Genomic DNA, 14,872 nt, shown 5'->3' with positions numbered 1-14,872 from the left:
TAGGGTTGCTATTCTAAACAGCGCTTGCAATGTGCGCGGACGTGGCCTGCGGTGCCTCGAATCGTGCCTCGAATGCGGTGACGAAAGGTTTGGGTTCGCCGATACGAAACGCAAAATCCCGCGCGATGCGCTTCGCGAGCTTCAGCACCGCGCGATCCTTCGAGACGAGCCAGTCCGCGCGAGAAGCCTGCGCGAGTTCGAGGAACTTCTGGTCGTCGCGGTCGCGGCACTTGGGCAGCGGCCGTTCGCCTTCCTGCGTGCGCGGCGCGATCAAGGTCGAAAGCCGCGCGACGATGGCAAGCGCCGCTTCCTTGTCGACGTTCAAGCGCACGAACTGCGGATAGTCGAGCACGCGCGTGAGTTCGGTGAGACACCGCGGATCGATCAGCGCTTCGAGCGTGCCTGCTTCGAGCGCGGCGCGAATCGGGCGCGTGGCGGGATCGTCGAATACGAGGATGTCGATCCACACGTTGGAATCGAGCACCACGCGTAAGGCGGAGGCGGGCGTGAGCGCTTGCACGGGCAGCGCGGCGGAATTTTCCATTCGATACAATTGGGGGTTTATGCCTATGATCGCCGCTCGTTTGACGGCGAGCCTCCATGATAATCGTTCTATCGCCTGCCAAATCGCTCGACTACGAGACGCCGCCGCATATCCGCAAGCACACGCTGCCCGAGTTCGTCGATGACGCCGCCGAACTCATCAAGGGTCTGCGTCATCTTTCGCCGCAACAGATCGGCGGAATGATGGGCATCTCGGACCAGCTCGCGACGCTCAACTTCCAGCGTTATGCCGAATGGTCGAAGCGTTTCGACGAGACCAATTCGAAGCAGGCCGTGCTCGCCTTCAATGGCGACGTCTACGAAGGCTTCGCCGCGAAGACGCTGTCTTCGGCCGATCTCGACTACGCGCAGAATCATGTGCGTGTTTTGTCCGGGCTTTATGGGCTCCTGCGACCACTCGACCTATTGCAGCCTTATCGCCTTGAAATGGGCACCAAGTTTCCGAACGCACGCGGCAAGGATCTTTACGCGTTCTGGGGCGAGCGCATCACGGCCGCGCTCAACGAGCAATTCAGGAAACAGCGCGGCGCGCGCGTGCTCGTGAATTGTGCGTCGGGGGAATACTTCAAGTCGGTGAAGCCGCGGCTTCTCGACGTGCCGGTGGTCGCGCCCGTGTTCGAGGACTGGAAGGGCGGACGCTACAAGATCATCAGTTTTCATGCGAAACGCGCGCGCGGTTTGATGGCGCGCTATGCGGTGAAGAACCGCATCGACGAGCCGGAAGGGCTCAAGGACTTCGACAGTGACGGGTATGCGTTCGACGCGAAGGCATCGAACGATACGACTTATGTTTTTCGCCGCCGCGTCGCGGATTAAAGTGTCTGCATCAAGGAATTCATCATGAGCATTTCAATTTCAAGTCATTTCGATGCGGGCGCAATCGAAGTCGTCGACGCGACCAACCCGTCCGATATTCGTTTGCGCGTGCGTCCGGATTCTCACGCCGATTTCGCGCAGTGGTTCTATTTCCGCGTCTCTGGCGCGTGCGGCGAGCGTCTCGTGATGAGCTTCGAGAATGCGGCGCAATGCGCGTTTCCGGAAGGCTGGCGCGACTATCAGGCGGTGGCGAGCTACGATCGCGTGAACTGGTTTCGCGTGGAGACGGAGTACGTGGGCGGCGTGTTGAAGATCGACCATACGCCCGATTTCGATCGCATCCATTACGCGTATTTCGAGCCGTATAGCGACGAGCGTCACGCGGAATTCCTCGGCGCCGTGCAGCAGATGCCGCACGCCACGTTGACCGAACTCGGCAGCACGGTGCAAGGCCGACCAATGTCCTTGCTTTCGCTCGGTCTCGCCGATGGCATGAGTGCCAAGCCCAAGAAGAACGTGTGGATCATCGCGCGCCAGCATCCGGGCGAAACGATGGCGGAATGGTTCGTCGAGGGTCTCGTCAAGCGGCTCGCGGGCTGGGGCGACTGGGCGGGTGACCCGACCGCGCGCGCGGTACTGGAGCGCGCGGTGTTTCATATCGTCCCGAACATGAATCCGGATGGCAGCGTGCTCGGCAATTTGCGCACCAACGCGGCCGGCGCGAACCTGAACCGCGAATGGATGGAGCCGGATGCCGCGCGCAGTCCCGAGGTGCTCGTGGTGCGTGATGCCATCCGCGATATCGGCTGCGACATGTTCTTCGACATCCATGGCGACGAAGCCATTCCTTACGTGTTCGTCGCGGGCTCGGAGATGCTGCCGGGCTTCACCGGCAAGCAGGCGGAAGAGCAGAAGGCGTTCATCGAGTTCTTCAAGCAGGCAAGCCCGGACTTTCAGGACGTGCACGGCTACGAGTCGAGCAAGTATCAGACGGATGCGCTCAAGCTCGCGTCGAAGTACATCGGCAACGAGTACAAGTGTCTCTCGCTGACGCTGGAGATGCCGTTCAAGGACAACGCGAATCTGCCGGATGAGCGTGTGGGCTGGAGCGGCGAGCGGAGTTCGGCGCTTGGTGCGGCGATGTTGCAGGCGATTCTTTGGCAGTTGCAGACGTATCCGGCCTGATCTATCCGACAGCGTTTCCATTGACGCAAAAAGGCGCGACACCTTCAGGTGCCGCGCCTTTTTTGTTTGCCGTGCTTCCCGGCTGGCTAGCTAGTGCTTCTTGGCCGACTTCTTTGTCGACTTGCCCGAGTTCTTGCTTTTGCCCGCAGACGCACCTTTTGTTTTCGCGCCATGCTTGCCCTTCGTGCCGCGTGCGGACGACGGTTCGGCGCGGGGGCGTAGTGGCGGAACCGGATCGTTCCAGCCGAAGGCGAGCATTTGACTGCCTACGTAGCCACAACGAAACTTGAGCGGCGTGACATCGCTCTCACCGCTCTTCGAGACGCCTTCGCCCTCGACTGTCACGACGTTGTCCACCTTGATACGCTGCTTCTTCTCGTCGAACGAATCGTTCCACGGTTCGATGGTCGAGCGCGATGGGTCGAAGACAGCAGGCGGAAACTCTACGTGATCGAACGCCGCCGAAGTGCTGGCGATGAAGTTGCCGTGTGCCGCGCAATCCGCGACGAGCGGATTGGCGTGGAAGTCGGTGACGAAGTGGTGAATCAATTCGTTGCGCTCGTCGAGCGAGTCGGCTAAGGCGGATACTGCCGCGCATGCAATCGATGCGCATACCGCCAACCGGCCGACGAGCCGCAAAAGCCGGCGCGGTGCGTGGTTACTTTCCATCAAGTCTGGTGCTAAGAAGACACGGGCAAGTAAGATGCCGCGTGCGGGGAAGGAGTTCCATCTTATCGCACTTTGATTGCGTTTTTGCTCGCGTGCAATTCGGCTTGCGGTGTGCCTCAGACGCGAGGTCCGCGATCAAGGCGATAGCGGCGCACGTCGTAAGTGGTGATCCAGGCTGGCTTATACACCGAGATCAAAATGGTGAGCAGGCCGGTAAAGAGCGCTTCGCCAACAACCAGTAATAGCGAGCCGCGCATGAATGCAGCGGGCACGGTGACCGGTCCGCCGGTGAGCGCCATCTCGAAGAGCACCGTCGCACCGCATGCCGCGGCAACCGCTGCCGCGGAACTCACGAAGCCGTGCCCGATGATGAACGTAAAAAGATTGCGCGGCAGCCACGCATTGGATAGCCGTTGCAGGAACGTTGATACTGCAACAGGCAGCGCGCCGAACAACATATAGGTGACCGCGACCGAGAGCCAGGATGCGTCGAGCACGACGGCCGCGAGACCGGTGGTGGCAGCCGTGCCGATGAGCGCCAGCCGCCAGTCGAACAAGGTGACCATCAAGGTCGCGCCCAGCAAGTGGATGACGGGTCCGTCGTCGAACCATGCATTGCACGCCCACAACACCGTCACCGCGACGATGATGCCAAGCCACACGTGCTGTAGCGTGGCGTCCTGCAATCTGCTGAAAGGACGCTGCAACAGTACGAGCGCGAGCAATCCCGCGGCGACTATCCAGCCGCCGACGGTAAGCCAAAGCGGGAGCGGTGTGTAAAAGAACCCCATGCCTTGCATATTACTCGTTGCGCGTGATTCGTGCGTGCAAACGACGAACCCAAACGCGTCCTTTGTTGCTAGAACGTCGCCTCGGGTTGGGCGGCCATTGGCAGCGAGGACGCGTCGCTTTCCGTGAGTGACGGATACAGCGCGCGTATTCGGCGCAACGGCACCACGTTCGCTTGTCCCGGCACTGCGCGCTCCGGCGCTTCGCATTCGCTGCTGCGAAGAATCTCGAGATGCGCGGTTTGCACGCCGTTATAGATGGCAACGGCAGCGGCGCGGTTCGTGGCGCCTAGTTGCTGAAAGATGCTCGCAAGGTGGATCTTGACAGTGCCTTCGCTGATACCCAGCGTCTTCGCGATCATCTTGTTGGTGCTGCCCATGTGCACGCAACGCATGATCTGCTGCTGCCGCGGCGACAGCGCGGGCAGATGACGCAGCCGCCGCCGAATGGCCGCGCTGAGCGGCGTACGAATGATGAGCGACTCCTGACTCAGCGCCGGATCGATCACATCGGGCGGCACGTAATGACCGCCGATAAGCACCATGTCGAGCGCCCTGACGATGAGAACGGGATCGAGCGTGCGTGGAATGACGCCCATCGCGCCGATGCCCATCAGCATATAAACCTGAGCGACCGTGGGTCGGTCGACCACTACGGCGGTGGGGATGCCTCGTGCCTCTTCGAGCAGCGTCTGCAGATCGCCCGCTCGCAGATGAGGCTCCCAGTCGACGACAATCAGGCTGGATCTGGCTTGTCTCAAGGCCACCCCGGCCTGTCGCCAGTCGATTACTTCGTTGAACTGCGCGTGACGCGCGATACGGCGCAGCAATGTTTTAAGGCCTGCACGACGTTCGCCGTCAGCACCCATGATCGTAATTTTCATGCTTATACCTCGAATCAATACGCCGACGCCTGCGCGCCGGGACTTGCTGCCGACAAGCGCGTCGGCACGGGTCCATATTGACAAACTTCGGCCGATTTTTCCCCCTAGCCAAACGGCATAGGCAGAATTGCACAAAAAACCCCGCAAAAGCGGGGTTTTTTAATTGCCTTAGGCACTTAGTCTTATGACGCCAGTCAATGAAAGTGAGGTTGCGCAGGCTCGGCGTCTTCAGGCATCTCGGCATGTACGATCTCACCGAGCGGATCTGCGTAAAGCGGCACGCCACAGTCGTCGCAAAATTCGGGTTCGAAGCGGCCTGCGTGCCGGCGCACGTCGGACACTCCAGCTTTTTTCAATAGCTCGACGATTTCTTCGACCGGACCGTTCGCGCCTTCCAGTTCGACGATGTCCTCTTCCATGTCCAGCTCGCCGTTCTCGCGGCCGTATAACGGCCATACGACACCGTAGATCACATCGTTACTGCCGCGGCGCGTGAAGCCGACTCGATACTCGTCGATTCGGCGCTCGCCAAAGCCCGCGATGACTGCGCGCAATTCCTGCGGCGCGGTGCCGAGCGTATCGAACAGATAACGCACCGCCGTGCGCACCGTGTGAGGGCGAACTTGCTCGTCTGCATCGCGGCAGGCTGAGTAATAGGCGTCTGGAAGCAGGCATTCGATCTCACAACCCGGCAGGATGGCAGCGAAGTTTGGCCCACCTTGCGCCATCCATTGCTCCAGGCACTGCCCGCGTTCGGTACGACCGCCCGTTTCGTCTTCTTGCCAGCGGAAGAAAGCCGCGCCTGCAGGAACAATCGCGATGGCCAACAGGAAGCGCGGGTCGGCGAGAATTGGCGAGGTCTCCGGCAGATCAGCTAGATTGAGCCGGACTGCCGCCGCGCCCAAGGCGGTCTGCGTCAATTGCTGGGCTAGCCGAGCCGTATCCACGTGATGACGCGGCAATTGATCGATGCTGTACAGATACGGCGCGAATGCGACGCGCGCACCCGCCGCGAGCACGTGCGCCTGCAGCTGCGTACGCATGGCGTCGATCGTCTCGGACTTGAGCGCACCCGACGGGATGGAATAGCGCGTCCAGGCGAGCACCGGCGCGGCAATCAGGAGCGCTTCGTGCGCGACGCCGTCGATGTCGATGGCGAAAGACTCGCTATGCGTCTCGGCCATATCGGCAAGCGCACCGTAGGCATCGGGATGATTCTGCTGGAGATGATCTAAGGCAGCGTCGAGCGTTGTTTGATTGCCGTTACGCACGAGTTTGGCGATAAGGGCATCGAGACGCGCTTCCCAGAAGCGGTCTTCGACGCGGCTGCCCGACGCGAACAGCGCGAGCGAGAGACTGACGAGCTTGTCAGCGTCCGGAGGAATACGTTTTGCAATTCGCGAGCGCATAGGGATACGAGTTAGTTGGGGCAGAAAACCTTTAATTGTAGTCGCTTAGGTGGCGCCGTTACTGCTCATCTGAATGGTAGCTAGAGTGACGTTCGAAACGTCGAACACGGGCTTTGAAGTGGATCGTTTGGGCGGTGGATCTTCGCCCGTCAATTTTTTCGTTTCGGCTACTTGCGGATTGCACGCCGCGCAACTAGAATTCCGTTCCTTCGCGATTCGATGAACGCGAAGGAAGCGGGAGGTGGTTTCAGTAGGCGAGGCGGGCAAAGGTGGTATTCGCTCCGAAGCGCGGTGGGCAAGAAAAGAAAGCTTCAAATTCTTGTTGACAGTAACTGAAACGGCGTACATAATCTCGTTTCTCTGCTGCAGATGCAGCGACGCAAGACGAAGCGGTGCTGAGCAAAATGCTTGGTGCGCTTGGCAGGCAGTCTTGGCGAATGTGCTCTTTAAAAACTAACAGCCGATAAGTGTGGGCACTTGATGGCGCGAGCGGTTCTGACCTTTCGGGGTTGGGACGTTTAGCGAAAGTTATCAAGTCTCACACAGTATTAGAGGAAGGTTTATCTGTCGAAAGACGGATTGATCATCGTCAGTACGTTGAGTGAGCGACCGGTTGGTAAAACAACCGAAAACAGTAACAGGTATTGAACTGAAGAGTTTGATCCTGGCTCAGATTGAACGCTGGCGGCATGCCTTACACATGCAAGTCGAACGGCAGCACGGGGGCAACCCTGGTGGCGAGTGGCGAACGGGTGAGTAATACATCGGAACGTGTCCTGTAGTGGGGGATAGCCCGGCGAAAGCCGGATTAATACCGCATACGATCTACGGAAGAAAGCGGGGGATCCTTCGGGACCTCGCGCTATAGGGGCGGCCGATGGCAGATTAGCTAGTTGGTGGGGTAAAGGCCTACCAAGGCGACGATCTGTAGCTGGTCTGAGAGGACGACCAGCCACACTGGGACTGAGACACGGCCCAGACTCCTACGGGAGGCAGCAGTGGGGAATTTTGGACAATGGGGGCAACCCTGATCCAGCAATGCCGCGTGTGTGAAGAAGGCCTTAGGGTTGTAAAGCACTTTTGTCCGGAAAGAAAACCTACCTGTTAATACCGGGTGGGGATGACGGTACCGGAAGAATAAGCACCGGCTAACTACGTGCCAGCAGCCGCGGTAATACGTAGGGTGCGAGCGTTAATCGGAATTACTGGGCGTAAAGCGTGCGCAGGCGGTCTGTTAAGACCGATGTGAAATCCCCGGGCTTAACCTGGGAACTGCATTGGTGACTGGCAGGCTAGAGTATGGCAGAGGGGGGTAGAATTCCACGTGTAGCAGTGAAATGCGTAGAGATGTGGAGGAATACCGATGGCGAAGGCAGCCCCCTGGGCCAATACTGACGCTCATGCACGAAAGCGTGGGGAGCAAACAGGATTAGATACCCTGGTAGTCCACGCCCTAAACGATGTCAACTAGTTGTTGGGGATTCATTTCCTTAGTAACGTAGCTAACGCGTGAAGTTGACCGCCTGGGGAGTACGGTCGCAAGATTAAAACTCAAAGGAATTGACGGGGACCCGCACAAGCGGTGGATGATGTGGATTAATTCGATGCAACGCGAAAAACCTTACCTACCCTTGACATGGACGAAACCCGGGTGAGAGCCTGGGGTGCTCGAAAGAGAATCGTCGCACAGGTGCTGCATGGCTGTCGTCAGCTCGTGTCGTGAGATGTTGGGTTAAGTCCCGCAACGAGCGCAACCCTTGTCCTTAGTTGCTACGCAAGAGCACTCTAGGGAGACTGCCGGTGACAAACCGGAGGAAGGTGGGGATGACGTCAAGTCCTCATGGCCCTTATGGGTAGGGCTTCACACGTCATACAATGGTCGGAACAGAGGGTTGCCAAGCCGCGAGGTGGAGCCAATCCCAGAAAACCGATCGTAGTCCGGATCGCAGTCTGCAACTCGACTGCGTGAAGCTGGAATCGCTAGTAATCGCGGATCAGCATGCCGCGGTGAATACGTTCCCGGGTCTTGTACACACCGCCCGTCACACCATGGGAGTGGGTTTTACCAGAAGTGGCTAGTCTAACCGCAAGGAGGACGGTCACCACGGTAGGATTCATGACTGGGGTGAAGTCGTAACAAGGTAGCCGTATCGGAAGGTGCGGCTGGATCACCTCCTTTCTCGAGCTTAAACGCTCGCCCACTCAAGTGTTCACGCTTATCGGCTGTCAGAAAGACAGGCTAAGGGTCTGTAGCTCAGTCGGTTAGAGCACCGTCTTGATAAGGCGGGGGTCGTTGGTTCGAATCCAACCAGACCCACCACCCGAGCAAGCGGTGCTTAAAACGACCAAGCGAGCAGACTGAGTCAGGCACACACGGGGGGATTAGCTCAGCTGGGAGAGCACCTGCTTTGCAAGCAGGGGGTCGTCGGTTCGATCCCGTCATCCTCCACCAATCCTCAATGCACAGCGCTGAACGCGGGGTTCAACGTTGCGCATTGGCGATTGAGCCAGTCAGCGCGGGTAGGTGATCGAATTGATCACGCTATCGGCTGTCGTTCTTTAACAATCTGGAAGAAGTAGTAAAGAGATTATTCGAAAGCACTTAGAGATGGGTGTGAGTAGGGTAATCAGGGTTGTGATTGTATCAAGTATGAAAAGGTGATCGAAAGATTGCTTTGGAATACGGCACAACGCGAATACTCAACCTATGACGGTGGGCTTGAAGGCAGCAATGCTGGCAGACACACTCGTTATAGGGTCAAGCGAACAAGTGCATGTGGTGGATGCCTTGGCGATCACAGGCGATGAAGGACGCGGTAGCCTGCGAAAAGCGGTGGGGAGCTGGCAAACGAGCTTTGATCCACCGATATCCGAATGGGGAAACCCGGCCCGAATGGGTCATCCTAAGCTGAATCCATAGGCTTAGTGAAGCGAACGCGGTGAACTGAAACATCTAAGTAACCGCAGGAAAAGAAATCAACCGAGATTCCCAGAGTAGTGGCGAGCGAAATGGGATCAGCCTGTACTCTTTATCTGTGTTGTTAGCTGAACGCTCTGGAAAGTGCGGCCATAGCAGGTGATAGCCCTGTAAGCGAAAACAGCGTGGAAGAACTAGGGGTACGACAAGTAGGGCGGGACACGTGAAATCCTGTCTGAAGATGGGGGGACCATCCTCCAAGGCTAAATACTCGTGATCGACCGATAGTGAACCAGTACCGTGAGGGAAAGGCGAAAAGAACCCCGGGAGGGGAGTGAAATAGATCCTGAAACCGCATGCATACAAACAGTCGGAGCCTCGCAAGGGGTGACGGCGTACCTTTTGTATAATGGGTCAGCGACTTACGTTCAGTAGCGAGCTTAACTGATTAAGGCAGGCGTAGCGAAAGCGAGTCCGAATAGGGCGATCAGTTGCTGGGCGTAGACCCGAAACCAAGTGATCTATCCATGGCCAGGTTGAAGGTGCGGTAACACGTACTGGAGGACCGAACCCACTAACGTTGAAAAGTTAGGGGATGAGCTGTGGATAGGGGTGAAAGGCTAAACAAACTTGGAAATAGCTGGTTCTCTCCGAAAACTATTTAGGTAGTGCCTCGTGTATCACCTTCGGGGGTAGAGCACTGTCATGGTTGTGGGGTCCATTGCGGATTACTACGCCATAGCAAACTCCGAATACCGAAGAGTGCAATCACGGGAGACAGACATCGGGTGCTAACGTCCGGTGTCAAGAGGGAAACAACCCAGACCGCCAGCTAAGGTCCCAAAGATTGGCTAAGTGGGAAACGAAGTGGGAAGGCAAAAACAGTCAGGAGGTTGGCTTAGAAGCAGCCACCCTTTAAAGAAAGCGTAATAGCTCACTGATCGAGTCGTCCTGCGCGGAAGATGTAACGGGGCTCAAGCCAGTCACCGAAGCTGCGGATGCATATTTATATGCATGGTAGGAGAGCGTTCCGTAAGCCTGCGAAGGTGCGTTGAAAAGCGTGCTGGAGGTATCGGAAGTGCGAATGCTGACATGAGTAGCGATAAAGGGGGTGAAAAGCCCCCTCGCCGTAAGCCCAAGGTTTCCTACGCAACGTTCATCGGCGTAGGGTGAGTCGGCCCCTAAGGCGAGGCAGAAATGCGTAGCTGATGGGAAGCAGGTCAATATTCCTGCACCATTGTTAGATGCGATGGGGGGACGGATCGCGGAAGGTTGTCCGGGTGTTGGACGTCCCGGTCGCTGCATTGGAGAAGGTGCTCAGGCAAATCCGGGCACATAATTCAAGGGTGTGGCGCGAGCTTCCTCGGAAGCGAAGCAATTGGAAGTGGTTCCAAGAAAAGCCTCTAAGCTTCAGTCTAATAGTGACCGTACCGCAAACCGACACAGGTGGGCGAGATGAGTATTCTAAGGCGCTTGAGAGAACTCGGGAGAAGGAACTCGGCAAATTGGTACCGTAACTTCGGGATAAGGTACGCCTCTGTAGCTTAACCAGCCTGCGCTGGAAGGGTGAAGAGGTTGCAATAAACTGGTGGCTGCGACTGTTTAATAAAAACACAGCACTCTGCAAACACGAAAGTGGACGTATAGGGTGTGACGCCTGCCCGGTGCCGGAAGATTAAATGATGGGGTGCAAGCTCTTGATTGAAGTCCCGGTAAACGGCGGCCGTAACTATAACGGTCCTAAGGTAGCGAAATTCCTTGTCGGGTAAGTTCCGACCTGCACGAATGGCGTAACGATGGCCACACTGTCTCCTCCCGAGACTCAGCGAAGTTGAAGTGTTTGTGATGATGCAATCTCCCCGCGGCTAGACGGAAAGACCCCATGAACCTTTACTGTAGCTTTGCATTGGACTTTGAACCGATCTGTGTAGGATAGGTGGGAGGCTATGAAACCGGAACGCTAGTTTCGGTGGAGCCGTCCTTGAAATACCACCCTGGTTTGTTTGAGGTTCTAACCTTGGTCCATGATCTGGATCGGGGACAGTGCATGGTAGGCAGTTTGACTGGGGCGGTCTCCTCCCAAAGTGTAACGGAGGAGTACGAAGGTACGCTAGGTACGGTCGGAAATCGTGCTGATAGTGCAATGGCATAAGCGTGCTTAACTGCGAGACCGACAAGTCGAGCAGGTGCGAAAGCAGGTCATAGTGATCCGGTGGTTCTGTATGGAAGGGCCATCGCTCAACGGATAAAAGGTACTCTGGGGATAACAGGCTGATACCGCCCAAGAGTTCATATCGACGGCGGTGTTTGGCACCTCGATGTCGGCTCATCTCATCCTGGGGCTGTAGCCGGTCCCAAGGGTATGGCTGTTCGCCATTTAAAGAGGTACGTGAGCTGGGTTTAAAACGTCGTGAGACAGTTTGGTCCCTATCTGCCGTGGGCGTTGGATATTTGAAGGGGGCTGCTCCTAGTACGAGAGGACCGGAGTGGACGAACCTCTGGTGTACCGGTTGTCACGCCAGTGGCATCGCCGGGTAGCTATGTTCGGAAGAGATAACCGCTGAAAGCATCTAAGCGGGAAACTCGCCTTAAGATGAGATATCCCCGGGGCTTCGAGCCCCTTGAAGGGTCGTTCCAGACCAGGACGTTGATAGGTCAGGTGTGTAAGTGCAGTAATGCATTGAGCTAACTGATACTAATTGCCCGTAAGGCTTGATCCTATAACCAGTGTGTTTGAACCACTGGCGAGTTATGCGTGTGCGACAATCGCCACCCAACATTTACTGCTTCTTCCCGGATTGGTTGTGTGCCCACCCGGCGCACGACAACAAGTCATGCCTGATGACCACAGCGAGTTGGTACCACCCCTTCCCATCCCGAACAGGACCGTGAAACGACTCCACGCCGATGATAGTGCGGATCTCCCGTGTGAAAGTAGGTAATCGTCAGGCTCCTCATGCAGCAACAAAAACCCCACCCCCAAACAGGTGGGGTTTTTGCATTTCTGCGGCGTTGGCGCGCAAAAAAGTCTTGCTTACATCACGACGCAAGCACCAAATCCCCATCCAGGAAACATTCAAATCCCCTCCAGTCGTCCGTCTCAAGCCCGTCTAAAACTCACATCGACCGTTTACCTCGTCGCCTCGAAATACTGTATAAATATACAGTACAAAAGGGTTGCCGAATGCTCTGGGCATGAGCAGGCTCTTGCATTCGGGTGGACAGGGAAGACTCATGGGTGCAGCACTTTCACTGCTCGATATCGGGCTGACATCGCGCCTGCAGCAGCAGCTTTGGCAAGGCGAGCAGGTCGGCGTGTCGGACGCGGGTGTCGTTTCGAGTGGCTATCGGGCGCTCGATTTGGTCTTGCCAAATACCGGCTGGATGGCCGGCGCCGTCACTGAATTGCTTATCGAAGAATGCGGGGTCGGCGAGGTCAGGCTGCTCGCGCGTTCGCTTCGTGAGTTGGTGACGAAAAGAGGCCGCACCGTCATCTTCGTAGCGCCTCCCTGGATGCCCAATCCAGCAGCGTTCCGGTCGATGAACATCGCGCCGGGCAAGCTGGTCTGGGTCAAAGCGCCCGAGGATCAGGTGCTATGGGCGGCCGAGCAATCGCTCAAACAGGATGGCAGCGGCGCGGTCCTGATCTGGCTGCCCAAGGCGCGGCCCGATGCGCTGCGTCGTTTGCAAGTGGCCGCTCAGGAATCGCAGTCGCTGGTGTTTCTGTTCCGCCCGCTCGATGCCGCGAAGCAATCCTCCGCGGCACCATTGCGCATCGTCTGCAAACCGGTGCTGCCTGCGCACGCGCAGACAATGAATCGTCGCGAATGGATGCAGGTGGTCATGCTCGAAATCGACATCATCAAGCGGCGTGGTCCGTTGCTGGAAAAACCGCTGCAGTTGCGTTTGCCGCTGCAAATGCCGGCATTGCCTGAGCACATTCGTCGCGCGGATCAAGCCAGGAGAGCACGAGAGGTCAATCATGTTGTGGATAGCGGTGACATTGCCGCTTTTATCGCTCGAAGCAGTCAGGCCGCCATCGATGCCGTCGATCTCGACGAATTCGACCTCGCCTGGAACGGGCTCGATGCCCGGTGAAGCGCTCGTCGGCAATTCGTTTGCGAACGCGGACGATTCCGGTCAGCCATGTTTCGCGCTCGCGGATCACGCGCGCATTCTGCTGCCCGATCTCGTCGCGTTCCGCCTCGGCGTGCGCCCGGGCAGCACGCGCTCGCATGCGTTCGCGCTCGCGCCGCGGCTCACTTTGCTTGCCGTCGATATCAGCGAAGAGCAGCGCGCGCTCGAAGCAGTGGCGTTGTCCTTGCTCGCGTTCACGCCGAAGGTCGTGCTCGCACATGCGAATACCGTGTTGCTGGAAGTCGGCGCGAGCATGCGGCTTTTCGGCGGCTTGCGCAGCCTCTTTGCAAAGGTGCGCTCCACGGTGAAAGATTGTGGCTTCACGTCCCGGATGGGCTGTGCGCCGACCGCGTGGGGCGCGTGGCTCCTTGCGCACGCGCGCACGCGACGAGTGGCGAAACGCGTTCGTATTGTGAAAGAGGCAACACTCGTGCGCGCGCTCGATGCCTTGCCGGTGTCTCTCGTGCCGTCGGCGGCATCGCATGGCAATGCGTTCGAGCAGATTGGTTGCGTGACGCTCGCCGACTTGCGTCGCTTGCCGCGCAAAGGCGTGGCGCGGCGTTTCGGGCAGGGCATTCTGCAATGGCTCGCGCAAGCTTACGGGCAGGCGCCCGATCCGCGCGAAGCTTTTTGCGCGCCGGCATCGTTCGAGGCGAAACTCGAGTTGCAGGCGCGCGTCGAAAACGCCGATGCGCTGTTGTTTGCGGCACGCCGGCTCGTGTTGCAACTCGCCGGTTGGCTGAACGCGCATCACTCGGCGGTCAGCGAGTTTTCGCTTTTGCTCGAACATGAATTGGCGGCGCGCAACGCACCCAAGACATCGACGCTCAAGATTGCATGGGCTGTGCCGACGCGCGATGCCGAGCACATTCTCTGGCTGCTGCGCGAAAAGCTGAATCAGGCAACCTTGATCGCGCCGGTGATCGAGATGAAGCTTTTGGCCGACAAGGTCAGCGAGCACGAGCCGCCCGCCGATACGCTTTTCCCCATGCCGGGTTCCGATGCCGACTCGATGGCGCAGTTGCTGGAGCGTCTGAGCGCGCGACTCGGCGCGGAAAATGTCGTGCAATTGAGCGAGCGGGAGGATCATCGGCCGGAAGCGGCGGTGACGGTCGAAACGTATCAGCCTGAACGTAAGGCCAAGCCCAAGCGCGGAAAAAAGTCGCGCGCGAAAGAGGGCGTCGAAGCGCCGACGCCAGACGACACGGAAGAAGAAAGCGCGGAATCGTTCGAGCTTCCCGACCAAGCCGTGCCTTCGCAGCCGCGGCCATCGTGGATTCTCGAAACGCCGCAAAAGCTGATGTTGCGCAACGAGCGGCCGTTCTATCGTCGCGCGTTGAAGCTCATCAGCCGGACCGAGCGTATCGAAGCGGGCTGGTGGGACGGCAACGGCGTTCAACGCGATTACTACGTCGCCTCCGACGATCGCGGCCGCATGTTCTGGGTGTATCGCGAGCGTCTGACGGGCGACTGGTTTCTCCACGGTTTTTTCGGATGACGCCG

At 58.0% G+C, this 14,872-nt stretch carries 9 protein-coding genes, 2 tRNA genes and 3 rRNA genes; 9 read left to right on the top strand and 5 right to left on the bottom strand.

Annotation, left to right across the window (positions count from 1 at the left end):
• Positions 1-13 precede the first annotated feature (13 nt).
• Positions 14-544, bottom strand: coding sequence for a putative toxin-antitoxin system toxin component, PIN family (locus LDZ28_RS08265; protein ID WP_244825451.1), 531 nt, complete (start codon positions 542-544; stop codon positions 14-16).
• Positions 545-600: 56 nt separating this feature from the next.
• Here LDZ28_RS08265 and yaaA point away from each other — a divergent pair, with 56 nt between their 5' ends.
• Together yaaA and LDZ28_RS08255 are read left to right on the top strand one after the other, a co-directional pair.
• Positions 601-1,380 (top strand): peroxide stress protein YaaA, encoded by a 780-nt coding sequence (gene yaaA / locus LDZ28_RS08260; RefSeq protein WP_244825449.1) that lies wholly within the window; start codon positions 601-603, stop codon positions 1,378-1,380.
• Positions 1,381-1,404: 24 nt separating this feature from the next.
• Positions 1,405-2,565 (top strand): M14-type cytosolic carboxypeptidase, encoded by a 1,161-nt coding sequence (locus LDZ28_RS08255; RefSeq protein ID WP_244825448.1) that lies wholly within the window; start codon positions 1,405-1,407, stop codon positions 2,563-2,565.
• Positions 2,566-2,655: 90 nt separating this feature from the next.
• Here the strand turns inward: LDZ28_RS08255 and LDZ28_RS08250 are convergent, their stop codons facing one another.
• The 4 genes from LDZ28_RS08250 to LDZ28_RS08235 all read right to left on the bottom strand — a co-directional run bounded on the left by LDZ28_RS08250 (position 2,656) and on the right by LDZ28_RS08235 (position 6,315).
• Positions 2,656-3,234, bottom strand: a complete 579-nt coding sequence (locus tag LDZ28_RS08250) for a BspC domain-containing protein (RefSeq protein WP_244825447.1) — start codon at positions 3,232-3,234, stop codon at positions 2,656-2,658.
• Between the two features lie 116 nt (positions 3,235-3,350).
• Positions 3,351-4,025: an energy-coupling factor ABC transporter permease gene (locus tag LDZ28_RS08245; protein WP_244825446.1), complete on the bottom strand. Its 675-nt coding sequence runs from the start codon at positions 4,023-4,025 to the stop codon at positions 3,351-3,353.
• Between the two features lie 68 nt (positions 4,026-4,093).
• Positions 4,094-4,906, bottom strand: a complete 813-nt coding sequence (locus tag LDZ28_RS08240; protein ID WP_244825445.1) for a response regulator transcription factor — start codon at positions 4,904-4,906, stop codon at positions 4,094-4,096.
• A gap of 194 nt (positions 4,907-5,100) precedes the next feature.
• The gene (locus tag LDZ28_RS08235; protein ID WP_244825444.1) at positions 5,101-6,315 is read right to left on the bottom strand and encodes a DUF2863 family protein; all 1,215 of its coding nucleotides are present in this window, start codon (positions 6,313-6,315) and stop codon (positions 5,101-5,103) included.
• Positions 6,316-6,961: 646 nt separating this feature from the next.
• Between LDZ28_RS08235 and LDZ28_RS08230 the strand changes: the two genes are divergently transcribed.
• The 7 genes from LDZ28_RS08230 (at position 6,962) to LDZ28_RS08200 (ending at position 14,867) form a co-directional block, all read left to right on the top strand.
• Positions 6,962-8,494, top strand: a 16S ribosomal RNA gene (locus LDZ28_RS08230).
• A gap of 64 nt (positions 8,495-8,558) precedes the next feature.
• Positions 8,559-8,635: transfer RNA gene (locus tag LDZ28_RS08225), tRNA-Ile, on the top strand.
• 56 nt (positions 8,636-8,691) lie between these two features.
• Positions 8,692-8,767, top strand: a tRNA-Ala gene (locus tag LDZ28_RS08220).
• 304 nt (positions 8,768-9,071) lie between these two features.
• A 23S ribosomal RNA gene (locus LDZ28_RS08215) occupies positions 9,072-11,952 on the top strand.
• A gap of 117 nt (positions 11,953-12,069) precedes the next feature.
• Positions 12,070-12,183, top strand: a 5S ribosomal RNA gene (gene rrf, locus LDZ28_RS08210).
• The 16S, 23S and 5S rRNA genes sit together here with 2 tRNA genes alongside, the layout of an rRNA operon.
• Before the next feature lie 283 nt (positions 12,184-12,466).
• Complete coding sequence (gene imuA, locus LDZ28_RS08205; protein ID WP_244825443.1) at positions 12,467-13,330, top strand: translesion DNA synthesis-associated protein ImuA; 864 nt, start codon at positions 12,467-12,469, stop codon at positions 13,328-13,330.
• Positions 13,215-14,867 carry a DNA polymerase Y family protein gene (locus tag LDZ28_RS08200; RefSeq protein ID WP_244825442.1) on the top strand — a complete coding sequence of 551 codons (1,653 nt, stop codon included), beginning with the start codon at positions 13,215-13,217 and terminating at the stop codon, positions 14,865-14,867. The genes imuA and LDZ28_RS08200 overlap by 116 nt, the downstream gene beginning before the upstream one ends.
• The last annotated feature ends 5 nt before the right edge of the window (positions 14,868-14,872 follow it).

The sequence above is a fragment of the Caballeronia sp. TF1N1 genome (assembly GCF_022878925.1).
In the GTDB taxonomy this organism is placed as follows: domain Bacteria; phylum Pseudomonadota; class Gammaproteobacteria; order Burkholderiales; family Burkholderiaceae; genus Caballeronia.
Note: the sequence above shows the minus strand (reverse complement) of the source record. Positions and strands in the feature narration are given on the sequence as shown.